The following is a 21,061-nucleotide window of genomic DNA, read 5'->3' as shown; positions in this document are numbered from 1 at the left end:
ATGACTTACAAGATCGTGTTTTTTGACATCGATGGAACGATTACGCATCACGAGAACGGGACTATTTCTGAACCGACCAAAGCAGCTGTAAGAATGCTGCTTGAGAAGGGAATTACAGTAGTCGCAGCCACTGGCAGACCCCTGTCGATGTGCGGTGAACTTACGGAAATGGGGATTGAAACTTTTATCACCGCAAATGGCGGGTACGTAAAGCATAAAGATGAGATCATCCATAAGGTCCCTCTGGACAAAACGATTGTGAAGGAAGTAGCGGCATTTGCAGAAAAAAAGAAGCATGCTTTATCCTTTTATACAGAAGACTTCAGGATGAATGGCATACAAAACGCGTCCATTTTGCGCGCATTGAAGGAAACGCTTTCGCTTACTGAATATCCCGGCGTTCACTCTGCCCCTTCCCTTGAAGAGGTGTTTTTGCTGTGTTTATTTGCGGGGGAAACAGAAGCGGATCTTTATAGAGAAGCTTTTCCACATCTGACTTTTAGAAGATGGCATCCTTATGTGCTGAATGTCCTGGATAAGGATGTCTCAAAATCTCTTGCTATTTTAAAGACGCTGGAATACTTCCGGTGCGAGCCGGCTGATGCCGCTGCCTTCGGTGACGGTGACAATGACATCGATATGATTGAACTTGCTGGCCTTGGGATTGCAATGGCAAACGGCAGCTCAGGAGTAAAGAAAGCGGCGGATTTTGTTACAAAGAAATCCGGGGACGATGGCGTCGTTTTTGCACTGAAGAAATACGGGATCATTTAGATAGAAAGGAGTATCCAATGATGTCTTTACAGTTTTTACACCGTGCGCTATTAAACTCTTGGTCTTTAAATTCAAGCTCCAAATGGACTCCAGAAAATCCGGCAAAAGGGCAATGCGGAGTAACAGCTCTCGTGGTTCATGATCTTTTAGGCGGGGAGATCGAGAAAACCAATGCAGTAGAGGGATGGCATTTCTATAACGAGATTGACTCTGTCAGGGTGGATTTCACAGCCTCTCAATTTGAGGGTGACGTGCAGTACGATGACATTCCTTCAAGCAGAGAAGAAGCGTTAGCGGATACGAATCAGCTGCAGTATGATGATTTGAAGAAGAAGGTAGTTGAAGAATTACAGCGGATGGAATCTTACCCTATAAAACCGAGTAACGAATTTATAGGGTAAGCAAAAGGCGGAATCGTACCCTATAATACGGAGAAACGAGTTTATAGGGTAAGCAAAGGCTTGAATCGTACCCTATAAAACCGAGTAACGAATTTATAGGGTAAGCAAAAGGCGGAATCGTACCCTATAATACGGAGAAACGAGTTTATAGGGTAAGCAAAGGCCGGAATCGTACCCTATAAAACGGAAAAACGAAATTATAGGGTAAGCAAAGGCCGGAATTGTACCCTATAAAATCGAGAAACGAAATTATAGGGTAAGCAAAAGGCGGAATCGTACCCTATAAAACGGAAAAACGAAATTATAGGGTAAGCAAAAGGCGGAATCGTACCCTATAAAACCGAGAAACGAAATTATAGGGTAAGCAAACCCACTAATCGTACCCTATAAAACGAAATTATTGGGTAATGAACTCCCGACAAAAACAAGAAAGGCGAAAAACCATGACCTACCACATGAGAGTAAGGGCAGGCGGTTTAATCATTGAAGATGATGCCGTTCTGCTTGTTGAGTTTCACGATGAAAACGGGCTGCATTACAATTTGCCTGCCGGCGGGGTGGATCCCGGTGAGACGGTAAAGGATGCCGCGCGACGGGAAGTAAAAGAGGAGACGTCTGCTGATGCAGAGGTCGGGCCGCTCGCTTTTGTTTATGAGTATGCCCCGCATCTGAATGCTAGTAAGTACGGGGAAACTCATTCCATAGCACTCATGTTTGAATGCAGGCTGCAGAAAGGTTCTGTTCCGTCGATGCCAGCAAACCCTGATCCAAATCAGACGGGTGTCAGGTGGGTAAAGCTTGCTGATCTTGATAAGGTGGTGCTGTATCCAAACCTTTGCGGGCATATCAGATCCTATTTGGAAAACAAGAGAAACATCGAATTGATTGAGGAGCAGTCACTGGAGGACTATGATTCTGCGATCATGACATGAAAAAGGAGTACATACAGCGTGAGAACAGATTTGCACATTCGATTGGCTGAACCAGATGAGAGCAGTCACATTATAAAATTGCTAAGAAAAACAGCTCTATGGATAAAAGAACAGGAAATTAACCAATGGAGCTATCTATTGGACGGCGGAGAAGATGAAGAGATTGTCAGATGTATAAAAAACAAAGAAACCTATGTTGTTCAGCAAAATGACAAACTTGCCGCAACTTTTACTCTGTATCCCTCTCAAAATGAATGGGATCAGGAGATATGGGGACACCAGGAGGAAAACGCGGTATACCTTCACAAGCTTGCAGTTGATCCCGCCTATATGAAACAGGGAATCGGAAATGTCATCCTGTCATGGATTCCGGAGGCTGTCAGAGCTGACTTGATCAGGCTTGATTGTGTAGCCGATAATGAAAAACTAAATGCTTTTTACAAAGAGAATGGGTTTGAGCTGATCGGAGTAACAAAAGGGCACAGCAAATATCAAAAGGAAGTACATAAAAAGCCCCCTTTGTTATAATAGGCGATATGGATGGAAGGGAGTGCTCCTATGCTCTACATATGGACGATTGAAAAAATTATTGAATCAGAGTTAAAAGAATTAAAGATTTATATCGATTATGAATTTGACAATCAGCTGCCTGCCCCTATGAGCTACAACATTTCAACCAGGACGCTTAAATTTAATTATCTGCAGATAAACGGGTACAGAGGAAAGATAAGGGTCAGAGAAACAGACGAAGACTTTGTCAGACTGATTCTTTACCATACTGTCGGGTACTACCTTGATTATCAGAAAAACAAGCATGATATCCGGACGCTCGTTTACGGCGGGGATGAGGAAAAGCAGGAGCTCTTGTCCCAAATTGAGAGAAATGCCTGGGAGTACGGCAGAAGCCTGGTGCCTGAGCGTTTGATCGAATCATATGATAAGATGCGGGAGCTTGACAGTTTGCTTGTTAAATAAGGAGAAACGGCCATCCCTTTTGGGATGGCCGTTTCTGTTTTCAGAGCTTTAGTTTCTTTGACCATTTTTGCAGCAGTTCCTTTTCTTTCTCCTGGGAAATTCCTGCTTTTCGATCGGATGATTCCCGGTTCTTTTCCCAGTCATAAACATCGCGGATGGTCTCAGTGAGTGATCTGAACGTGAGACCGGCTCCAACGGCTTTTTCTATACTGATTTCAAACGTTCCTTTCCAAGGTTCCTTTTCTCCTTCAAGGGGAAAGTGTTCTGGGATCCATAAAGGCATGTCTGTCCATGGTTTTATGTTGTTTTCAAGCAGGAAGGCTTCGTCTGCCCATACGAAGTCCGTTGTGCTGGATGAGACAGATTTGCAGGTTTGGAGGATGTCTTCCATTGTCTCTTTTTGGCCAGTTGCGTTGTAGGTGCCTCCCCTTCCTTGAAGAATCATTTTGAAGACCCACACAACAAGATCTCTCACATCAATCATCTGTACGGGACGGTCTGGACGACCTGGCACAATGACCTGCCCTTCTTGTGATACCCTCTGAACCCAATAGGGAAGCCTGTCTGTGTAATCGAACGGGCCGACAAGCTGGCCTGCTCTAACATTCAGCACCCGTCCCGGCCAGTGCTTTTCAGCCTCTTCTTCACTCAGTGCCTTCAGCGCACCATAATGTTCATATGGGGAAAGCGTTCCATTCTCACTTTCCGCAAGTCTTTCATCCGAAATCGTCTGCAGCGGATAGTCTTCCTGAATACCGGTGGGAATCCAGTCCCTGTAAACAGAAATGCTTGAAATGAAGGTGTAATGACCGATTTCTCCAAGGAACTCTGCCGTTTTTCTGATATGATGCGGAGCAAAGCCGGACGTGTCAATGACAGCATCCCATTTTCGGTTCCCAAGTGCTGTCATATCACTGTTTCTGTCTCCGCTCAGCTGCTCAAGCGCTGGAAAAAGGTCTTTGTTTGTGCCGCGGTTAAACAAGGTAACACTATAACCCCTGTTTAAAGCCTCTTCTGTAAAAGCTCTTCCGAGAAAACGTGTCCCGCCTAAAATCAAAATGTTCATTTTCATCCCTCCCGTCATGTTCATACCATTCTCTGTTATTAACGGTTACCCCTTTTAAAAAGATACGGGGAAAACAAATAAAGGAATTTTTTGTTTTTAAAAGAAAGTATAAAACGTTAGTCTCCAATAGAAGAGGGAGGTGCAGCGGATGCGTGATGTTACATTGTTAAAAGGATTTATTGCGGATCTTCAACAGTATCCTGACCAAAAAATAAGTGAAATTCCGTCTGACGGAAGCTGGTCACTTGGACAGATGCATCAGCATCTTATTGAGGTTTCGCTTGAGTATTTAGAGAATGCAGAGGGGTGTGAGTCAGTTAGTGCAGATCCTGCTTTGAAAAAGACTGATGAAGGCAAGAGGCTGTTTGAGCGGGGAGAATTTCCTCCCATTAAAATAAAGCTGCCTGATCTGCCGGGAAACACACCGAGCAATAACCGCACAAAACAGGAGCTTTTACAGGGACTTCTTGAAGTGGAGAAAAGAATGGAGCAGCAGGAAAAGAAAGTAACGGAAACGAACCCTGCCTGCAAACAGCGGCATGGCGGATTTGGCTGCCTGAATGCTGAGGAATGGTATGCTCTTGTTGACATGCATCTTCGCCATCATCTGAGGCAGAAAAAAGAAATTGAGCAGAAAATTGGACTTTAATTATTGGATTGAAATTTTCTTTCAACGCAAAAAGGACTGATTCAGCAGTCCTTTTTCATGGCTAACGAAATTATGAAGAATAATAGGCTGCGGATACCATAGTAAAGTTGTCCTCATCCAGCTCCAGCCCCTAGATCCTCTGTCAGAACAAATCCGTCAAAAAAGTCAATAACGGACTTTCTTGACGGATTCTTATCTGCCTATCGGATCTGACCAAGGCGCTTCCGCTTTTGGCATTAATACTCGATTTCGTCATAATCCTTCGGCTGCGGGACGGGCTGTCCATTTTCAACGCGGGTAATGTCTTTTACCGTTTCCATTTCTTCTTGTGATTGCGGTTGGTTATTTTTGTTTTCTTTTTTCATAAGAGGCTCCTTTTTTTAAAAAATCGATCTGTATTTACTGTTTCTTAAGGTCAAGAAAATATGCAGGTTTATTGTTGAATTTGTCACTGAGTAACCGGAAGAGGTGTACATATGTCATCTGTAGTAACGAAAGAATTGGCCGTACTTCTTGAAGAGTCGGAAATTGAGGCACTGGAATCGAGACTTACAGCTATACGGAATATGGAAGGCAATCCAATGGATGTTGTTATAGAAAAGGTTGAAGGCACTGCAGCTTTTTCTGTGAAAAATATTCCCGGACCAGCCTATAACACGGTGAGAGGTGCTTCGGTCGAAACGCTGGATGACATTCTGCGTTTTTATGAAGAGCGGGAAATTCCTGCAAGGTTTGAAGTGACTCCTGCTCAATCTTCCCCGGAGCTATTCAGAAGCCTTTCAGCCAGAGGCTTTTTTCAAAGCGGTTTTCATACAGTGCTGTATGGGGAAGCGAAGACTCTTCCAAGCAGACCGATTTCGGATATCAATGTGTGCCCTCTTGAAGCCAGCGAGTTTGATCTGTTTGGGGAGATTTACACAAGAGGCTTCGGCATGCCTGATTTTTTAAAGCAGCCAGTTGCACAGAACAATCTGGTTCTTCATGGTCATGAGGACTGGCGGTTTTATCTGGCAGGTATCGAAGGCAAAGCTGCCGGAATCGGTGTGCTTTTTATGAAAAACGGCATTGGTACTATGGCTGCTTCAGCTGTCCTGCCGGAGTACCGCAAACGCGGAGTGCACCGTGCGCTGCTTGCTGCAAGAATAGATGAAGCGAAACAGCATGGCTGCTCCATCATAGCCGGACAGTCTTCATTTGGAAGCGGCAGCCAGCGGAATATGGAACGTGCCGGGATGAAAATTGCTTATACAAAGGCGCTTTGGGATCCTTTATAAGGAAGAAGCAAGGAGGTTTTGTGTTGCTGATTAAAGACAGTATTTACGGTGAAGTAATAATAGATGGTGTTTTAGAAGAACTGATTATGAGCGGACCTCTTCAGCGGCTGAAGGGAATTCATCAGGGCGGGGCCGGATACCTTGTTAATGAAAAATGGAATGTTACCCGCTATGATCATTCTGTCGGCGTTATGCTTTTAATCCGCATGCTCGGAGGCACTCTTGAGGAACAAATAGCAGGATTGCTGCATGATGTTTCCCACACTGCGTTTTCGCATGTAGCGGACTATGTGTTTGAAAACAGGGATGAGGACTACCATGAGATCATTTTCCGCTCAGTAGTAGAAAGCTCGGAGATACCTTCTATTCTTGAAAAGTATCGGTTCGATTACAGAGACATCCTGCTGGATGACTCCCAGTGGCAGCTGCTCGAGCAGCCGGCACCGGATCTCTGTGCAGATCGAATGGATTATACGTTAAGAGATATGTTTGAGTATGGTGTGATTTCTTCTGATGAAATCAACTGGTTTTTAAAAAAAGTGACGATTGCAGACGGGAAAATAGCTGTGAAGGATATTCAGTCAGCTGAATGGTTTGTGAAAACCTACTATCAGGAGGTCATCGATTTTTTTATGGATCCTTTGAATATATACGCCAATGACATTTTGTCAAAAGCATTGAAAGCGGCAATGTCAAATGGAGTCATAACTCGTGATGATTTTCTGGAAGATGATGAAGAACTGATGTCACAACTAAGGGCTGTAAATGACAGAGAAGTAAAAGAGCTCATTTCAAAACTGCACGCTCATGTAAGAGTTATGGAAAATGAACTGGAATACGATCTGCACCAGAAAAACAAAGTCCGGATCATTGATCCCTTGACATATGATGGCGCAGATATCAAAAGAGCTTCCGTATTATCTGGAAAAGTGAAGACGATGACCTCTGAAGCGTTAAAGAAAGCATTAAGCGGAGTGTATGTAAAAATCTTATCCGATAAAAAGGAGAGACATGCGACATGAAACCAACGCTACTTTTATTCGACCTTGACGGCACTCTTTCTGATCCTGGGGAAGGTATAACTAAATCAGTTCAATACTCCCTATTAAAGATGGGAATCGATGAGACGAATTTAAAAAAGCTGGAGGGATTTGTGGGCCCGCCTCTGCAGGTTTCATTTGCTGAGCATTATTCTTTTTCAGAACAGGAAGTTGAAAGAGCGGTTTTTTACTACAGGGAGCGCTTCATAGAAAAAGGCATGTTTGAAAATAAGGTATATGACGGCATTCATGAACTTTTGAGCGGGCTGGAACAAGTTGGGTACAAGTTAGCTGTTGCCACCTCTAAGCCGAGTGTATTTGCTGAAGAAATTCTGAGGTTTTTTCAGATTGACCAATTCTTTGATCTTGTTGCCGGCAGCAGCCTTGACGGTACAGGAGCCTCAAAAACTGAAATCATCCATTCTGTCATGAATCACTTTCCCGGAGTGCAGAAGGAAGAAATGGTGATGATCGGGGACAGAAAACATGACATCATCGGTGCTGTTAACACCGGCATTGGCTCGATTGGTGTGACGTACGGATATGGATCCAGGGAGGAGCTTGAGGAAGCGTGCCCAAGCGTTTTGGTTTCATCTGTAGAGGGGCTTAATAGGCTTCTTTTGAGGGATACTGTACAGTTATGAAAAGGAGTAAATAATCTTTATCTATTCATGTAATAAAAAAAAGCAGCAAACCGTTAAAGGTTCGCTGCTTTCATTTTTCATTAAGCTCCCGCCCATACATCCTTTGCATAGCGGCCGTCTTTTTCCATTGATTCAAGCCATGAGGAAGCTTCTTCTTCCGTCGTTTGATAAAAATACATGTAGCACTCGATTAATGTTTGTTCCACATCCGGTGCCATTTTGCTTCCATCTCCGCAAATGTATAAACGTCCACCATCTTTCAGCAGAGGAAGGATGACGTCTGCGTTTTCCGCCAGTCTGTGCTGCACGTATACTTTCTCACTGCCGGAATTTCTTGAAAAGGCAGTGTGCAGGGTGACAAGACCGTCTTGTTCTGCTTTTTCCAGTTCTTCTTGATATAAGAAATCATGTTCAGGGGTGCGGCATCCGAAGAAAAGGTGAGCCGATCCAAGTGTTTCGCCGCTTTCTTTGAGACTGCGGCGGGCCTGGATAAAGCCTCTGAACGGTGCGATTCCCGTGCCGGGTCCTATCATAACGATCGGGGTGCCCGTTTGTTCAGGAAGCTGGAAATTTGATTTAGGTGTTGAGATAAAGCAGGCAATTTTATCTCCTTCTGAGCGTGCTGCTAAATAGTTTGATGCGATTCCCTTGAATTCTCCATTTCCGCTCCGTGCATCGCCTCTGACGACACTGACCGTGATGCTTGCTTCTCCCTTTTTGTGAAGGGGAGAGCTTGAAATGGAGTAGTATCTTGCCTTCAGTGCCGGGAGGAGCAGAAGGAATTTTTCAAACGGAATTTCACATGCAAGGTACTTTTCCGCCAGTTCAAGCATGGTGATGCGTTTGGCGAGAATTTCCGTCTTGTACATCTCGTCCTCAAGCAGTTTTTCAAGCTCAATAACATGGGGAGGACATACTGTATGGGCAGCGAGAGCACGGATTTGCGAACGTGTGGCCGGCTCCTGGAACTCTGCATAATGAGAAATCAGCTCCCTCAGTTTTACAGGTATTCCGGCAGGCAGGTGAACGGCTTTTCCAAGGTTGCCTGTCAGTTTCACATAATCTTCACCGTTCAGGCTGAATCGGCTGAGCACACGTTCAACAAGAGCATCCGGATTGACAGGGAGGACACCTAGATGGTCTCCCTCTTTATAGGTGATCCCCTCTGGCAGGCGCAGCTCGATGTGTCTAGTGTTTCTTCCGCTTTCCAGATGCTGGAGTTCGCGGTTTTTGCTCACTTCCGCTGTAAAAGCATGATGGGTGCGGGCGAGCGGGGTATCGCTGACATTACTGACGACCTGCAGGGTAAGTGAAGTGCTGTCCTGTTCATTTTGATTCAGTTCAATGGCCAGCCCTTTTGCCAGGTTTGGCCAGAGAGCCCCGGTCCATTTTTCGTAATCTCCTTCAAAATCTTCGCTTGCATCGCCATGACCAGTTTCCAACAGACGGCTGGCACCTTTTTGCTGGAGCTGCTCGTCTATAAAGTCAGGAATGCGCTGGTACGTAGTCGCCCAGTTGTGGTCCCCGCATCCGAAAACAGCATAGCTGACGCCGTTCAGCGTATCTTTCCCTGTTTCGTGCAGCCAGGAAACAAACTCATCTGCATTGTCAGGAGGATTGCCGTTATAAGACGCGGAGACAATGAGAACGGCTCCTTCTGCAGGAAGACCGCCGCTATATTCATTTAACGGTGCCGTTTTGGCATCAAAACCATGCTTGCGTCCTGTTTCAGCAAGGTCGCGGGCAATTCCTTCAGCTGTTCCCATGTTTGATCCATACAGTACAAGCAGGGGAGTACCATGAGTGAGAACAGCAGCCTGCTCGATTTCTTGTGTATCAGGTTTTGCTTCTTCCACGGCTGACGCCGTAAAAGTCATCCCCGGTTTACGGGGAGCAACTCGAATGGTGAGCCCGTCCGGTTTAAGGGTAAGAGTTTCTTTGACGTCCAGCTGATAACTCTTGTGGTCGATAAAATCAAAGTGCTGCAGAATCATTCCGAGTACCAGTGTCGCCTCGTGCAGCGCAAACTGCTGCCCGATGCATGCACGCTGTCCATTTCCGAAAGGTTTAAAAGCGTGATACGGAATAGAAGACGCATCCTCGAACCGCTCAGGTCTGAAATGTTCGGCATCATCCCCCCAAACAGAAGAATCCCTGTGGAGTTCCGGAACTAAAAGAGTAAAGACGTCATCTTTTTTAACAGGGTATTTCCCGCTCAGGGTTGTATCCTGCTTTGCATAAACGGAAAAAGCAGGTGCAGTGGGCCACAGGCGCAGCGATTCATTGAGAACCATGCGGACATATTTTAATTTTTTCACCTGTTTGTAGTCCGGAATATCGCTCCCCAGCACTTCATCTACTTCCTGCTGCGCTTTCTTTAATACATCCGGGTGGTTCATAAGAAAGTAAACGGTGAATGAGAGAAGACCGCTTGTCGTTTCATGACCCGCAATTAAAAACGTAATGATCTGATACCGGATATTTTCGTCATCCAGTGTTTCTCCGGTTTCAGGGTCAGTCCCTTTCAGCATATGGGATAGCAGATCATCCTCGCCCTGATCGCCGTTTCGTCTGCGTTCCGCAATTAAGTCATCAACCAGACAAAACATGTACTGAATGTCTTCATTGAATTGCTTTTTAGATTTAACCATCAGTTTATCCTGGATTCCGAGACGCTGCGTCTGATTCATGGCTTCGTCCAGTGCCCGCACCATGCTGTCAACAAATGGGTGGGCGTTTTCCCGGTAAAAGCTGTTAAAGCGGTAATTAAATCCGCAAAGACCAATCGTATCAAGGGTTAAGCGAGTCATATCTTCAGGAACATCTATTTCCTCCGCCGGATTTAAACGTGCCCATTTTTGAATAAGCTGAGTGGCGATGTCAATCATTTTGGCATGATAGCCTTTCATCGCCTGCTGGCTGAAGCTCGGAAGCAGGATATTGTGCGCTTTTTTCCAATTCGGTTCGGCCGTTTCGCTTGTAAACAGGCCATCTCCTCCAAATGCTCTGACTTTTTGAAGGGCGGGGCCCACTTTTTTGTCAAAACGTGTCTCGTCGCAAATCTCTTCTGCCAGAGCTGCACTTGAAACAAATGTGCTTATGCGTCCCGGAAATTGAAATTGAAAGATCGGGCCAAGCTCCTTCGCAAGCTTCATATAGGACTGAAGCGGTTTTTCTTTATTTATAACCGGCAGACTGCCGAGAGGTCCATAAGTCTTTGGCTGCGGAAGTTGAGCTGAGTTTGTCATTTACTAGCACCTCTTATTTAATAGTGAATTACGGAATGAACGTTCATTCCGTTTGGTGTATGAGAAACGAATCATTTCTCATGCATGTAGCCTTACAGCGTCCCAAATACTTTCTTCAATATCATTTATTAGCTTTGTTTCCGGTTCAAGTTCCCCAATTCGCACCAGCCGCTGAAGTTCAAGAAAAGCTCCGTAAACGATGGCAATCAGAGCAGAGGAAGGGATCTCCTTGATTTCTTTTTTCTCTTTTCCTAAATCAAAAAAGGTTTTCAGAATATCCAGCAGCCCATGAAAACAATCATGACTTGCATCGTCAAGAAAGTGAGCATTGCTGTGTGTTTTAATGAAATAAAGCGCATGTACTTCCTTTGTTGTAAATCGGATCATCGATTGAAAAATATGATGAAATTGATTTCTGACCGTTTCATCATAAGGAAATTCATGCTGCAGCGTCTCCGTAAAGATTCCAACATACTCCTGAAAAAGGCTGTTCCCGAGCACCTCTTTATTTTCAAAATAGCGGTAGATGGTGCCGGCGCCAACACCTGCCGACGCTGCTATCATCGGAACCGTAGTAGCATCAAATCCGCGTTCGGCAAAAAGAGCCAATGCGCCGGACAAAATGCTGTCCCGTTTAGTACCTGCAGTTGCCATAATTGATTCAGCCTTTCATGGATGAAATAGGGGAATGAATATTCATTCCTCTAAAGTGTATACCCGGCAAAAATCAATCTCAATCACACGATTGGCCTAATATATGTGAAGGTTTTGTTCAAACATTTGCATACAAATCCGCCTGAAAAAGGGTTTAGCAGCCAATAGAGAGAATATATAAGCAGAAAGGATTGGAACAAAATGGTTAAAGATGCTCAATCAAATTAAAAATAGTTAAAATTCTGGCATAAATGGCTCATTTTAATGACTTTTATGATGAAAATAGAAAAGAAGAAAGAAATTGAAGAGGCCAATAAGTGTTATACTAAGCAGCTGTTTATATTTTTGGAAACAGACCTGAAAGAGAATGAAGCACGCAGCTGACGGCTGAATTTCTAATGATGGGGAGAGTGCAGATGAGTATCATTATCGGAGCAATGATTGGTTCGATTATCGTTCATTTGCTTTTTTTAATTATTACTATGACTATTGGCATAATCAGGACGAAACGATATGTTCCGGATATAGAAAGAGTATGGGAACAGGTGAATGAGCTTCCATCCGAAGTGGAATTTGACAGAACGGTCTCTCCAGTGGCATATATAGTCTCTTTCACGGCAGTAACATTCATTTGCGGACTGATCCTTTTTTTATGGAACAGCGTGTTTTAATTAAACAGGAACCACACAAATAAACAAAATCCGCACATCCACTCTCTCTGCCTTACAGTGTTAGTAGAGGCTTCATATTTTTACACGGATATCTTAACAGGTTGAACATCGTCATTTTAATCAAATGGCGGTTTTTGTGTTTACCAAAATTTGATAGAATCGTATAATTTAATAAGTAAACGCTTTATAGATTATTGGGGGGCATCAATGAACAACATGAAAAGAACAAAAGCGATTGTTTTATCCATTATCATTTCACTGCTTGTTTTTCCTATCGCACTTGGATTTGAAACCAGAGGAAATCTGCTGATGCAGTTTGCTAGAAACTTTGTATTTTGCACCGTGTACGGAGGGCCATTCCTGCTGATAGCAGGTGTGCCGGTTCACCTGCTGGCAGGGTTTATTGTGGAAAAGAGTAAGAGATTTAAACTCACTGTCAGTTTTTTAATTCATATTCTTCCGGCTGCCATTATTGGGTTTGCTCTGTTTGGAGAAGCAGGATTCTTAATTGGAATTCCAGTCCTATCGGCTTCTGTCTTTTTCGCTGCGGACGCTGTAATCTACCGGAGAGTGAGCCACCCTGCCAAGATTGCAGGTGTTGTCCTTGTTCCAGCCTTGATTTACGTTCTGATGTGCATTCCTCAGCTCATTCAAAAGGCAGAATTTCAGGCGATCCAAAACGAACCTGAGCCAAAGGCTGAGCTGACAGTTAATGAGGAGACAAGCCCTATCAGGCTGAGCACATGCTGGGACAGTGATGACAGCAGCGGGTGTCCCATTGACCGGGAACCGTATCTTCTCCCTACAGATGATGTGGGAGTGGTAGAATTTCAGGTGAATGGATTGGCCTTTGCTGAGCTGAACTTTTTAAATACAGACCGGTCTTTTACTTTAGAAGTCTATTACCTTACGGATGATGGCGTGGAGCAAATCAAGACATATCAAAATGGGTTTACACTGCCGGATGGTATAAAAGAGCAGGTTATTAAAGGCACGGCTACGATGGACAATTCTCAGAAAGTATCGTTTTCGGTTGGAATCAGGAGCGGGAACAGATAAAGAAATAAGATATTTTAAGGAGAACAGGATGATTTATTCAAATGTACATAGGAAGCGTATCGTGCAATACATAATCCGGACTGCAGAACCTGAAGACGCAAAAGAACTATCAGAAGTGAGGTGGAAAATTGACGGCGAAACTGAGAACCTTGACCGGGTTCAGGGGGAAGCCCATCTGAATGAGCACCGCTTCCGGCAGCTGATAATGGACGATGCGGAAAAAACGTGCAACCTCTTTTTGGTAGCTGAAGCGAATGGCAAAATAGCCGGCTTTTCAAGATGCGAGGGAAGCTCTCTGCAGCGGCTGGCTCATCAGGCTGAGTTTGGTGTTGGTGTCTTAAAGGAGTACTGGAGACTCGGTATTGGAAAAAACCTTCTGAAAGAATCGATTGCTTGGGCTGAAGAAGCGGGATTGAAGAAACTGACTTTAAAGGTACTTCAAACGAATGAAAAAGCCATTAAGCTGTATGAGTCATGCGGATTTGAAGTAGAAGGTGTTTTGAGAAATGATAAATTCCTTTCAGACGGCAAGTATTATCATACGGTTGTGATGGGAAGAATTTGGCCGTAATTCCGACAATTTGAGGCAGAAATTGCCGGGTGCGACACGCCCTTTTTTTATAGGATGGAAATGAAAGGAAGAACTTGGATGGAATGGCTGAATCGAATGAATGCAGCGCTTGATTATATCGAGGGAAACCTTGATAAGGAGATTGATTACAAACTGCTGGCCAGGGAAGCATGCTGCTCCGAGTATCATTTTTCGAGAATGTTCTCCTCAATAGCCGGACGTTCTCTCTCGGAATATATCAGGCGCAGAAGGATGACTCTCGAAGCTTTTGAGCTCCAGAGAGGGGAAGCCAAAGTGATTGATCTTGCCGTTAAATACGGTTATGGCTCTCCAGATGCCTTTACAAAAGCTTTTAAGAAATTACATGGTTTCAGTCCTTCTCAGGCAAGGGAGGACGGGGTTCAGCTAAAGGCTTTTCCAAGACTGTCTTTTCAACTTTCAATAAAAGGGGATACGGAAATGGACTACAGAATCGAACATCTTGACTTTGAATTAAGACTCGCTGGGAAAAGCAAGGCGGTAAAAACGAGTCGTGCGTTTAAAATCATACCGGGTTTATGGAGTGCTGCAAAAAAGGACGGATTTATGCAGCAGCTGAAGGACATGGCCTGGGAGGAGCCAAAATGCACGCTGGAAAGTCTGCTTGGCGTCTGCGGAAAAGAGGCAGCCATTATGGACGATGAATTTGACTATTTCATGGGCGTCAGATATGACGGTGAAGCACCGGAAGGAATGGAGATTCTGACGATTCCGCCGAGCTCGTGGGCGGTCTTTCCGAATATTCCTGATGCCTGGAAACGCTTATACACAGAATGGGTACCAACATCAGGCTACGAACTTGCCAGCCTTCCATGCATTGAATGTTTTTACGGTCCGGGGCATAAGCCGAGGCATGAGTTATGGGTTCCGATTGTTGCTGAAACATAAGGAGAGAATGTTATGCCTGTTATAAGAAACATTCAGCTATATGTACCAAACCGGGATTGGAACTGGGCCTTTGTCACCCAGACGCGGTGCATGGCGTTTCTGTACAGTCGTCTTCTGCCAAAGCTGAAAACGGAAGATTATAAAGGAATTCAGATTTTTTGCCTGGAAAGTATGGAGGAGAAACAGAAGCTGGACATATATGATCATCTCATGTTTGACTATTTTCCGGTATTTGTCGTGACAGACGTTGGGCGATTTTTTGAATTGAGCGATGCAGACAAAAAACAAGAAGCAGCAGCTATCGTTCATGAAGGAGTGAAGATTGCGGCAGAGGAATTAGATTGGGATGGAACGGTTTTTGATGGGATTTTCCACAAAATCGAAGACTTGGACTACCAGAATATCTTTCCCCTGATGAAAAAAAGCAGTCCAAACCGGAAATATGTCTGCAGAATCATGGGTCATCATGGAGTGCACGGGATCGACGTATATATGGAGCTTGCAAAAAGGAATGGAAGAGTGATCAAAAGAGAGAAGCTTTTTTCGTCAGAGTACACGGATGAACAGTATCTCCTGCAGGCAGAATGGTCACTGTTATGGAGGCTGAACCATAAAGTTGAATTCGCAAACGATACACACCAGAAAGTCTGGCGGCTGACATTTTTGGAAAAGGAAGATCCTGAAGAACTGGTTTGGAGGATGCAGCGGGAAGGGATAGTCTCAGAATAAGGGTAAAGATTTTATCTTGCGAATGAAGGGGAGTAATGAAATGAACAGCCCAATCCATAACAAAATAAATACCGTTTTTGTTCATGTCAGTGATTTGCAGAAATCCGTTGAATGGTATACCAAATTGCTTGGTCAGAGTATGATTCAGAAAAAGTTGAGGAGCCGGTTTTCACGATACAACTTTCTGAGTATACCGGACTGACTCTTGATGCCGGACCTGCAGACATCACAAAAAAAGATTGTTCCACAGAGCATCCTCTTTTTAATTTCCATACTGATGATATAGAAAAATCTTTATCATATGTAAAAAAATTAGGGTGCAGCATTGAAACAGAAATAGTCAGTTTTGAGGACTTCTCATTCTTCACAATCAGTGATCCGGATCATCATGTCATTATGATCTGCACAGGTTAATATTGAAATAGGAGCTGTTTCATATGTCAAAGAAATCCCTTTCACTTCTTTCCGGTTTTTGTTTTGTCATTGCCGTTTTCCCGCTGCTAGCAGGCTTAACAAAATGGGGAAACTCTCTATATACAGGGGTTCTTCAGATAAGTGTCTTTCTTCCGCTGCTTTTTGCCTCAGCTGGACTGCTTTTTGCACTTGTTGGAACAGGAGGAAGATTAAAAGGCGTTCTAGTTAGTTTGAACGCTGCCGGTTTCTCTCTTTCTGCTTTTTTGGTGTTTATCGCAATGTTCGGTTTTGAGCAGCCGTAAAATTTCTGAGAACGAAAAAATGCGGGAAAGGATTCTAAGGGAAGAAGCAGGTAAAGCTGCTAATGAAAGTAAAAGGACAAAACACCTTATAGATATGGTGTTTTGTCCTTTTTTTACATAGATACAACCAATAAGACGGTTATCGCATTCACCACCCCATGAATAATAACCGCAGGCCAGATAGAATGTGTCTTCTCATAAGCCCATGCAAAGACAATTCCATCAAGAAAATTGATCGGCATGGCATTTGTCACAGGGTAATGAGCAGCGGTAAAAATCAGTGAAGAAAGCAGGATTCCCGCCCCGACACCAAGCCTTGTCCGCAGCCACCTGTATAAGAATCCCCGATAGAAGATTTCTTCGTACAGAGGCGATATAACTGCAGCGCTGACAAGCGCGAGAAGGATGGCAGAAGGAGCGATATCTCCAGTAAGCGTATCCGTCTTGCTGTTCTCATAGCTGACGCCGAAAAAACTGACGGCAGCCATTACGGCTGCACCTGCGGCAAGTAAAAACAGCACGCACAAGATGATGATTCCCCAGTCTTTTTTAAGAAAGGGACGCACTCCGACAGCAAGCCAAGTTTCATTATGTGGCTTAAGCGCTAAAAAATAGACTCCTGTTAATAGAATGAGAGCAATGGTGGCACCAGTCAGTGTACCGGCGTATAAGGAATTGCCCAGCCATTGATCATATAAGGTCTGCATAGTGCCTTTTACTAGAAACATGACCAAACCAAATTCAAGCAGCATCAGAAGCAGAAATGTCTTTCCATTCCAAGGATCCTTTCTCTTCCAATCTGTGATTTTTCCATTTACCATATTCATCTGTCTCCTTCATAACTGTGATATACTTCCAGTATAAAAGGTGACGCAGCGTCACAATCAAGAGGTTTCGGAGGGAATTATGAAACGATGGACCACCGGTGAGGTTTCAAAAGAACATGCTGTATCTGTAAGAACTCTCCGCTATTACGATCAAATCGGCCTATTAAAGCCGAGCTGTAAGCAGGATAATGGAAGAAGGCATTATTCAGAGCAGGATCTTATGACGCTTGAGAAGATTCTGCTCCTAAAATCGCTGTCGCTGTCGCTTGATGACATTAGAATGATGATGGATAAGCTGTCATTCCGGGATATTCTGATTGCGCACCATCAGCATCTGCAGGAACAATTGGCCACGCTTGAGACAAGCATCAAAAATACGACTTCTCTGATTAATATGTATGACTTTGAAGGCAGCCTTTCCTGGGAGCGCGTATCGAAGCTTGTAAAATCCTCTATAACAGTGAAGAAACAGTGGGTTGACTATTTTGCTGAAGATGAAAAGGAGTTTCTGAAAAAAAATCTCCCGGATCTTGGTGACAGCGGCAAACAAACGCAGCACTACCTTTCCCTTTTGCGGAGAATCGAATGGTGCATCAGCAGGGATATTTCTCCTGAAAGCGATGCGGGTATGGAGATTGGTCTTCAGCTGCTCGAAGCAGGGAGGGAAACGTTTGGAGAAGATGAGGAACTGATGGAGAAGTTTTGGGAGGTGCGGAAAAAGCCCTCAGAAGAATCCGGCCTTTATCCTGTCTCAGAAGGTGTACTCCTGTTTGCAGAAAAGTGTCTGGTATATGCGGCAGGCAGTGATGTAAACTCCGGGCAATGAGCGTATAAAACACTCATTGCCCGGGTTCTTTTTACTTTCTGGCGATCAATTCAGCGATTGTCATGTTGAAAATCGCGGATATAATAGAAATTTGATCTCTTGTGAGCTGTTTTTTCCCTCTTTCAATTGCAATAAGGGCGCTGATTGAAATACCGAGAGCGTGGGCGAGATAGCCTATTGGGATTCCTAATTCCTCTCTCAGCTTCCTCAGTTTAGATCCTTTAATCATAAACACCAGTCCTTTTTACTATCCTCTAGATATATCATCGGTCTTAGGTCATTTAATTTAAAGTTTGAATGTGTTTAGTTGATTGAAGGGAGCTCTGACTATTTAAATCAAGCAACTATGAAAAGGAGAATAAAATTTGAAAGCGAAAGTAAGCTATGACAACGATGCAGACATGGGCTATATTTATCTGCAGGCAAACAAGGAAACCAGTATTGTTGTAACAGAAGAGCTTGAAGTGAATGCTTTAATATCATTGGATATAGACAAGAAAAAAACAATAGAAGGAATTGAATTAGCAGGAGATGAAGCAGCGGCGTTAAGGGAGATGCTTTATAAGGGAGAAACTTATACGAAAACAGACCATCCTTATTCAGAAACCGGGCATGGCTTTTCACTGCGGATCAGCGAAAAAGCAGTCAAGAGCAAGTATCGGGTATCGGGAATTACGCTTTGTTTCTTAGATGAGGAATTTAAAGGGTTTGTTGGATTTGATTTGGATGTTCCTGAAGAGTAATCTTTTAAAAATGAAATTTAACTTTTTAAGCACATTAAAAAAACCACCTAATAAGTCCGAAAATGGACTTTGCAGGTGGCTTTCACTTTATTATCAGCTTATTGAATCATGGACGCTCAAGAACCCTTACAAGCATCTCGTGCACAACCTCATGATCACGCACATCATACAGCCTGTATTCCTCACCAGGAAGAGTGTACCACTCCGCGGCCCCGGCGTATGTAATAGCGAGATTCAGTACGCCGTCTTCATCGCAGGCAGTGACAAGTTCAAGCTCGCCGCTGATGACGCCGACTTCTGTGGTCATGACACCGTGGGTTGCGGTAAAAACAGTTGATTTCTTATCCATGCTGCCACCTCCGTCATTTGCTTAGATTATAGCATAAACGAGCAGCCGTGTTTGGCTGCTCGTTTTTTTAGTTATACATTAGTAAGAACAGCTATTGAGCATGCTTTGAAGCGCGGTCTTCTCTGATGACTGAAGGCTTAGTCCCCATTTGTATTTCGTACTGATCCACCATTTCGAGTATCCGCATGCTGCACCAGCGCGGGGAGGCTGCCACGTAGATGGGTCCTGGTCACCTTTGGAGCGGTTTGTGCTGGCGCTGACTGCAATCAGCTGAGGACCGCTTAAATCGTTTGCAAAGTCTTCGCGTTTGTCTGTTGTCCAGCTGCTTGCGCCTGAACGCCACGCTTCAGCAAGAGGGACGACATGATCGATGTCAAGGTCCGATGGGTCATAGAACGTCACACCATCATAGTAACTGTACCACTTTCCTGAAGTCACAGGACAAGTGCCGCTGTAGTAGTCAGCGTCACGCTTAAGCACAACCTGACGGGTGTCACAGCCGCTCCCTTGGCTGATCCAATGGGGAAATAAATCACGAGAGTAGCCGGTCATGGAACCTTCTGTCTTGACTGTCAAAGCATTAAGCTGGGTCTGTGCCGTGGACTTTGACGGAGTGCCTGGCGGCGCAGCATGGGTTTCCGGCAGAAATAAAGTGAATGAGAGTAGCAGTGCAAAAACAGATAATGAAGCTTTTTTCAGCATGTAGATGCCTCCTGTATGTAATTTTTATATGAATCTCATAACTTATAGTCAGTGAGATTAATAGACAGCATAATGAAAAAAGAGGGCGAAAGAGATGGGAATTTGTTTCTCTACTTGAAATGATAGTATGAAAAGAGAGATTTCTACAAGTTAATCAAATGTAAACTTCTTAACATTTATGCATGAATTCTCGCTGGTTTTAAGTCCGAAAGAATGAGAAAAGCAAACGGTGTTTTAAAGACTGAGGCTATTTGTCATGGGGGATTTTCATTAAAGGTAAGAAAAAGGCATCAAAACCCTTCACGCTTATTATTTACAAAAAGGTATAAAAATGAGTACATTGAAGGAGCTGCTGTTTTAAATTTTTACAATTAATGGTTGGGTTTCAAGCTGAAAGGAAGCGAATGAAGTAAAAGTGAGCGGTTTAGAGATTTGACTTTCAAGTGGTTTTATGAGTCTTATTAAAGGGTAGTTCAGAATATTGAACACAGGAGGGATTTATGTGTTAAAAGATAAGTTAAAGAAACTTTTGAAAGATCCGAAGGTGCAGAAAGCAGTTAAAGAACAAGTCGTTCCAATGGTGAAAAAACAGATTGAAAAGAGAAAAGGCAAAAAGTGAATGTTCGCTTTGATGAAAGCTTACCGGCCGAAGGTAAGCTTTTTTGTTTTGAACTTTTGATCTTAGTCACAAAATTGATGAAATTTATTTCTTGAAGATTTTCCATTTTGAATATATGATACTAATCATAACCATAACGTGACGGTTTTACCTTAGACGATTGAAAGAATTGCGTTTGTAATTGAATATTTAGAGTGCGTAACGTTATGCTTTTCAAAAGTTTAACTAACATGAATGGGGGAAACCGTATTGGGAAAATGGGATTGCGCATCGGCCAGGTTGCTAAGCTGAGTGGATTATCCGTCAGAACCATTGATTATTATACCCGCTGCAGGCTGCTTCAAGTGGAGAGAAGTTCATCCAATTACCGGCTATATTCAGATGATGTTCTTGAAACCCTGAAAAAAATAAGCATCTTAAAACAGCAGCGGCTGACAATAGCTGAAATTCGAAAAGAACTTTTTTTAGAGAAAAAAACCGAAATTGGGAATCGTAAGAGTGATGATACCAATTGCAGAATTCGTCTTCAGCGGAAAATCTCCAGACTGAACCAGGTCCTGGAAAGTGCTTCAGAGGAAGAAAGAAACCTTGTATATAAAGAGCTTGAAGACAGAATTTCAGGCATAATGGCGAGACTGAAAAACCGTTAGCTGTATTAATTGGAG

27 protein-coding genes and 1 pseudogene are annotated in these 21,061 nt (G+C 43.7%); 20 read left to right on the top strand and 8 right to left on the bottom strand.

Annotation, left to right across the window (positions count from 1 at the left end):
• The 5 genes from RKD52_RS15530 (at nt 1) to RKD52_RS15510 (ending at nt 3,082) form a co-directional block, all read left to right on the top strand.
• The gene (locus RKD52_RS15530) at nt 1-774 is read left to right on the top strand and encodes a Cof-type HAD-IIB family hydrolase (RefSeq protein ID WP_454100399.1); all 774 of its coding nucleotides are present in this window, start codon (nt 1-3) and stop codon (nt 772-774) included.
• 17 nt (nt 775-791) lie between these two features.
• A complete protein-coding gene (locus RKD52_RS15525; protein WP_454100398.1) occupies nt 792-1,175 on the top strand; it encodes a YunG family protein in 384 nt (127 codons plus the stop codon).
• A 443-nt stretch (nt 1,176-1,618) separates the two neighbouring features.
• The gene (locus RKD52_RS15520; protein WP_454100397.1) at nt 1,619-2,107 is read left to right on the top strand and encodes an NUDIX domain-containing protein; all 489 of its coding nucleotides are present in this window, start codon (nt 1,619-1,621) and stop codon (nt 2,105-2,107) included.
• An 18-nt stretch (nt 2,108-2,125) separates the two neighbouring features.
• A complete protein-coding gene (locus RKD52_RS15515; RefSeq protein ID WP_454100396.1) occupies nt 2,126-2,635 on the top strand; it encodes a GNAT family N-acetyltransferase in 510 nt (169 codons plus the stop codon).
• A 30-nt stretch (nt 2,636-2,665) separates the two neighbouring features.
• Nucleotides 2,666-3,082 (top strand): hypothetical protein, encoded by a 417-nt coding sequence (locus RKD52_RS15510; protein WP_029565291.1) that lies wholly within the window; start codon nt 2,666-2,668, stop codon nt 3,080-3,082.
• 40 nt (nt 3,083-3,122) lie between these two features.
• On the opposite strand, the gene RKD52_RS15505 is transcribed toward RKD52_RS15510, so the two are convergent.
• Nucleotides 3,123-4,148 carry an NAD-dependent epimerase/dehydratase family protein gene (locus tag RKD52_RS15505; protein ID WP_454100395.1) on the bottom strand — a complete coding sequence of 342 codons (1,026 nt, stop codon included), beginning with the start codon at nt 4,146-4,148 and terminating at the stop codon, nt 3,123-3,125.
• Nucleotides 4,149-4,296: 148 nt separating this feature from the next.
• On the opposite strand from RKD52_RS15505, the gene RKD52_RS15500 reads away from it, so the two are divergent.
• Nucleotides 4,297-4,797 (top strand): DinB family protein, encoded by a 501-nt coding sequence (locus RKD52_RS15500; protein ID WP_454100394.1) that lies wholly within the window; start codon nt 4,297-4,299, stop codon nt 4,795-4,797.
• Between the two features lie 236 nt (nt 4,798-5,033).
• Here the strand turns inward: RKD52_RS15500 and RKD52_RS15495 are convergent, their stop codons facing one another.
• On the bottom strand, nt 5,034-5,162 hold the full coding sequence (locus tag RKD52_RS15495) for a hypothetical protein (protein WP_087946292.1): 129 nt from the start codon (nt 5,160-5,162) through the stop codon (nt 5,034-5,036).
• A gap of 111 nt (nt 5,163-5,273) precedes the next feature.
• Here RKD52_RS15495 and RKD52_RS15490 point away from each other — a divergent pair, with 111 nt between their 5' ends.
• Genes RKD52_RS15490 through RKD52_RS15480 form a run of 3 tightly spaced genes read left to right on the top strand, consistent with a single transcriptional unit; the run spans nt 5,274 to nt 7,755 of the window.
• On the top strand, nt 5,274-6,071 hold the full coding sequence (locus tag RKD52_RS15490) for a GNAT family N-acetyltransferase (RefSeq protein WP_454100393.1): 798 nt from the start codon (nt 5,274-5,276) through the stop codon (nt 6,069-6,071).
• Nucleotides 6,072-6,094: 23 nt separating this feature from the next.
• Nucleotides 6,095-7,093, top strand: a complete 999-nt coding sequence (locus RKD52_RS15485; RefSeq protein ID WP_454100392.1) for an HD domain-containing protein — start codon at nt 6,095-6,097, stop codon at nt 7,091-7,093.
• Nucleotides 7,090-7,755: an HAD family hydrolase gene (locus RKD52_RS15480; protein WP_454100391.1), complete on the top strand. Its 666-nt coding sequence runs from the start codon at nt 7,090-7,092 to the stop codon at nt 7,753-7,755. The genes RKD52_RS15485 and RKD52_RS15480 overlap by 4 nt, the downstream gene beginning before the upstream one ends.
• A gap of 80 nt (nt 7,756-7,835) precedes the next feature.
• On the opposite strand, the gene RKD52_RS15475 is transcribed toward RKD52_RS15480, so the two are convergent.
• Together RKD52_RS15475 and RKD52_RS15470 are read right to left on the bottom strand one after the other, a co-directional pair.
• Nucleotides 7,836-11,003 carry a bifunctional cytochrome P450/NADPH--P450 reductase gene (locus RKD52_RS15475; RefSeq protein WP_454100390.1) on the bottom strand — a complete coding sequence of 1,056 codons (3,168 nt, stop codon included), beginning with the start codon at nt 11,001-11,003 and terminating at the stop codon, nt 7,836-7,838.
• A gap of 78 nt (nt 11,004-11,081) precedes the next feature.
• Nucleotides 11,082-11,657, bottom strand: coding sequence for a TetR/AcrR family transcriptional regulator (locus tag RKD52_RS15470; RefSeq protein WP_369732475.1), 576 nt, complete (start codon nt 11,655-11,657; stop codon nt 11,082-11,084).
• 416 nt (nt 11,658-12,073) lie between these two features.
• Here RKD52_RS15470 and RKD52_RS15465 point away from each other — a divergent pair, with 416 nt between their 5' ends.
• The 8 genes and pseudogenes from RKD52_RS15465 to RKD52_RS15430 all read left to right on the top strand — a co-directional run bounded on the left by RKD52_RS15465 (nt 12,074) and on the right by RKD52_RS15430 (nt 16,330).
• Nucleotides 12,074-12,328 carry a hypothetical protein gene (locus tag RKD52_RS15465; RefSeq protein WP_454100389.1) on the top strand — a complete coding sequence of 85 codons (255 nt, stop codon included), beginning with the start codon at nt 12,074-12,076 and terminating at the stop codon, nt 12,326-12,328.
• A 207-nt stretch (nt 12,329-12,535) separates the two neighbouring features.
• Nucleotides 12,536-13,387 (top strand): hypothetical protein, encoded by an 852-nt coding sequence (locus RKD52_RS15460; protein ID WP_454100388.1) that lies wholly within the window; start codon nt 12,536-12,538, stop codon nt 13,385-13,387.
• Nucleotides 13,388-13,415: 28 nt separating this feature from the next.
• The gene (locus RKD52_RS15455) at nt 13,416-13,958 is read left to right on the top strand and encodes an N-acetyltransferase family protein (protein ID WP_454100387.1); all 543 of its coding nucleotides are present in this window, start codon (nt 13,416-13,418) and stop codon (nt 13,956-13,958) included.
• A 78-nt stretch (nt 13,959-14,036) separates the two neighbouring features.
• Nucleotides 14,037-14,885, top strand: coding sequence for an AraC family transcriptional regulator (locus RKD52_RS15450; RefSeq protein ID WP_454100386.1), 849 nt, complete (start codon nt 14,037-14,039; stop codon nt 14,883-14,885).
• Between the two features lie 12 nt (nt 14,886-14,897).
• Nucleotides 14,898-15,614, top strand: a complete 717-nt coding sequence (locus RKD52_RS15445; RefSeq protein WP_454100385.1) for a hypothetical protein — start codon at nt 14,898-14,900, stop codon at nt 15,612-15,614.
• 22 nt (nt 15,615-15,636) lie between these two features.
• Nucleotides 15,637-15,726, top strand: a pseudogene (locus tag RKD52_RS15440) (hypothetical protein); the annotation flags it as partial.
• Nucleotides 15,726-16,028, top strand: a complete 303-nt coding sequence (locus RKD52_RS15435) for a VOC family protein (protein WP_454101281.1) — start codon at nt 15,726-15,728, stop codon at nt 16,026-16,028. The pseudogene RKD52_RS15440 and the gene RKD52_RS15435, both read left to right, overlap by 1 nt.
• 23 nt (nt 16,029-16,051) lie before the next feature.
• The gene (locus RKD52_RS15430; RefSeq protein ID WP_454100384.1) at nt 16,052-16,330 is read left to right on the top strand and encodes a hypothetical protein; all 279 of its coding nucleotides are present in this window, start codon (nt 16,052-16,054) and stop codon (nt 16,328-16,330) included.
• Nucleotides 16,331-16,443: 113 nt separating this feature from the next.
• Here RKD52_RS15430 and RKD52_RS15425 read toward each other — a convergent pair whose 3' ends face one another.
• Nucleotides 16,444-17,151 (bottom strand): CPBP family intramembrane glutamic endopeptidase, encoded by a 708-nt coding sequence (locus tag RKD52_RS15425; RefSeq protein ID WP_454100383.1) that lies wholly within the window; start codon nt 17,149-17,151, stop codon nt 16,444-16,446.
• 85 nt (nt 17,152-17,236) lie between these two features.
• Here RKD52_RS15425 and RKD52_RS15420 point away from each other — a divergent pair, with 85 nt between their 5' ends.
• The gene (locus RKD52_RS15420) at nt 17,237-17,983 is read left to right on the top strand and encodes a MerR family transcriptional regulator (RefSeq protein ID WP_454100382.1); all 747 of its coding nucleotides are present in this window, start codon (nt 17,237-17,239) and stop codon (nt 17,981-17,983) included.
• Nucleotides 17,984-18,014: 31 nt separating this feature from the next.
• On the opposite strand, the gene RKD52_RS15415 is transcribed toward RKD52_RS15420, so the two are convergent.
• Entirely contained in the window at nt 18,015-18,212 is a 198-nt protein-coding gene (locus tag RKD52_RS15415) for a helix-turn-helix domain-containing protein (protein WP_454100381.1), read from the bottom strand.
• A 136-nt stretch (nt 18,213-18,348) separates the two neighbouring features.
• Here RKD52_RS15415 and RKD52_RS15410 point away from each other — a divergent pair, with 136 nt between their 5' ends.
• Nucleotides 18,349-18,726, top strand: coding sequence for a DUF2283 domain-containing protein (locus RKD52_RS15410; protein WP_454100380.1), 378 nt, complete (start codon nt 18,349-18,351; stop codon nt 18,724-18,726).
• A gap of 106 nt (nt 18,727-18,832) precedes the next feature.
• On the opposite strand, the gene RKD52_RS15405 is transcribed toward RKD52_RS15410, so the two are convergent.
• Both RKD52_RS15405 and RKD52_RS15400 read right to left on the bottom strand, forming a co-directional pair.
• Nucleotides 18,833-19,075: a hypothetical protein gene (locus RKD52_RS15405; protein ID WP_454100379.1), complete on the bottom strand. Its 243-nt coding sequence runs from the start codon at nt 19,073-19,075 to the stop codon at nt 18,833-18,835.
• Between the two features lie 78 nt (nt 19,076-19,153).
• Nucleotides 19,154-19,777 (bottom strand): HNH endonuclease family protein, encoded by a 624-nt coding sequence (locus RKD52_RS15400; protein ID WP_029565313.1) that lies wholly within the window; start codon nt 19,775-19,777, stop codon nt 19,154-19,156.
• Between the two features lie 849 nt (nt 19,778-20,626).
• On the opposite strand from RKD52_RS15400, the gene RKD52_RS15395 reads away from it, so the two are divergent.
• Nucleotides 20,627-21,046: a MerR family transcriptional regulator gene (locus RKD52_RS15395; RefSeq protein ID WP_454100378.1), complete on the top strand. Its 420-nt coding sequence runs from the start codon at nt 20,627-20,629 to the stop codon at nt 21,044-21,046.
• The last annotated feature ends 15 nt before the right edge of the window (nt 21,047-21,061 follow it).

The sequence above is a fragment of the Metabacillus sp. SLBN-84 genome, from assembly GCF_053629595.1.
The sequence above is the reverse complement of the archived record's forward strand: the minus strand, read 5'-3'. Positions and strand labels throughout refer to the sequence as shown.

What these genes read in the sequence shown, in the direction of transcription:
- RKD52_RS15530 (WP_454100399.1), top strand. Translation starts at nt 1, where the DNA reads ATGACTTACAAGATCGTGTTTTTTGACATCGATGGAACGATTACGCAT.
- RKD52_RS15525 (WP_454100398.1), top strand. Translation starts at nt 792, where the DNA reads ATGATGTCTTTACAGTTTTTACACCGTGCGCTATTAAACTCTTGGTCT.
- RKD52_RS15520 (WP_454100397.1), top strand. Translation starts at nt 1,619, where the DNA reads ATGACCTACCACATGAGAGTAAGGGCAGGCGGTTTAATCATTGAAGAT.
- RKD52_RS15510 (WP_029565291.1), top strand. Translation starts at nt 2,666, where the DNA reads ATGCTCTACATATGGACGATTGAAAAAATTATTGAATCAGAGTTAAAA.
- RKD52_RS15505 (WP_454100395.1), bottom strand. Translation starts at nt 4,148, where the DNA reads ATGAACATTTTGATTTTAGGCGGGACACGTTTTCTCGGAAGAGCTTTT.
- RKD52_RS15500 (WP_454100394.1), top strand. Translation starts at nt 4,297, where the DNA reads ATGCGTGATGTTACATTGTTAAAAGGATTTATTGCGGATCTTCAACAG.
- RKD52_RS15495 (WP_087946292.1), bottom strand. Translation starts at nt 5,162, where the DNA reads ATGAAAAAAGAAAACAAAAATAACCAACCGCAATCACAAGAAGAAATG.
- RKD52_RS15490 (WP_454100393.1), top strand. Translation starts at nt 5,274, where the DNA reads ATGTCATCTGTAGTAACGAAAGAATTGGCCGTACTTCTTGAAGAGTCG.
- RKD52_RS15480 (WP_454100391.1), top strand. Translation starts at nt 7,090, where the DNA reads ATGAAACCAACGCTACTTTTATTCGACCTTGACGGCACTCTTTCTGAT.
- RKD52_RS15475 (WP_454100390.1), bottom strand. Translation starts at nt 11,003, where the DNA reads ATGACAAACTCAGCTCAACTTCCGCAGCCAAAGACTTATGGACCTCTC.
- RKD52_RS15470 (WP_369732475.1), bottom strand. Translation starts at nt 11,657, where the DNA reads ATGGCAACTGCAGGTACTAAACGGGACAGCATTTTGTCCGGCGCATTG.
- RKD52_RS15465 (WP_454100389.1), top strand. Translation starts at nt 12,074, where the DNA reads ATGAGTATCATTATCGGAGCAATGATTGGTTCGATTATCGTTCATTTG.
- RKD52_RS15460 (WP_454100388.1), top strand. Translation starts at nt 12,536, where the DNA reads ATGAACAACATGAAAAGAACAAAAGCGATTGTTTTATCCATTATCATT.
- RKD52_RS15455 (WP_454100387.1), top strand. Translation starts at nt 13,416, where the DNA reads ATGATTTATTCAAATGTACATAGGAAGCGTATCGTGCAATACATAATC.
- RKD52_RS15450 (WP_454100386.1), top strand. Translation starts at nt 14,037, where the DNA reads ATGGAATGGCTGAATCGAATGAATGCAGCGCTTGATTATATCGAGGGA.
- RKD52_RS15445 (WP_454100385.1), top strand. Translation starts at nt 14,898, where the DNA reads ATGCCTGTTATAAGAAACATTCAGCTATATGTACCAAACCGGGATTGG.
- RKD52_RS15435 (WP_454101281.1), top strand. Translation starts at nt 15,726, where the DNA reads ATGGTATACCAAATTGCTTGGTCAGAGTATGATTCAGAAAAAGTTGAG.
- RKD52_RS15430 (WP_454100384.1), top strand. Translation starts at nt 16,052, where the DNA reads ATGTCAAAGAAATCCCTTTCACTTCTTTCCGGTTTTTGTTTTGTCATT.
- RKD52_RS15425 (WP_454100383.1), bottom strand. Translation starts at nt 17,151, where the DNA reads ATGGTAAATGGAAAAATCACAGATTGGAAGAGAAAGGATCCTTGGAAT.
- RKD52_RS15420 (WP_454100382.1), top strand. Translation starts at nt 17,237, where the DNA reads ATGAAACGATGGACCACCGGTGAGGTTTCAAAAGAACATGCTGTATCT.
- RKD52_RS15415 (WP_454100381.1), bottom strand. Translation starts at nt 18,212, where the DNA reads ATGATTAAAGGATCTAAACTGAGGAAGCTGAGAGAGGAATTAGGAATC.
- RKD52_RS15405 (WP_454100379.1), bottom strand. Translation starts at nt 19,075, where the DNA reads ATGGATAAGAAATCAACTGTTTTTACCGCAACCCACGGTGTCATGACC.
- RKD52_RS15400 (WP_029565313.1), bottom strand. Translation starts at nt 19,777, where the DNA reads ATGCTGAAAAAAGCTTCATTATCTGTTTTTGCACTGCTACTCTCATTC.
- RKD52_RS15395 (WP_454100378.1), top strand. Translation starts at nt 20,627, where the DNA reads ATGAATGGGGGAAACCGTATTGGGAAAATGGGATTGCGCATCGGCCAG.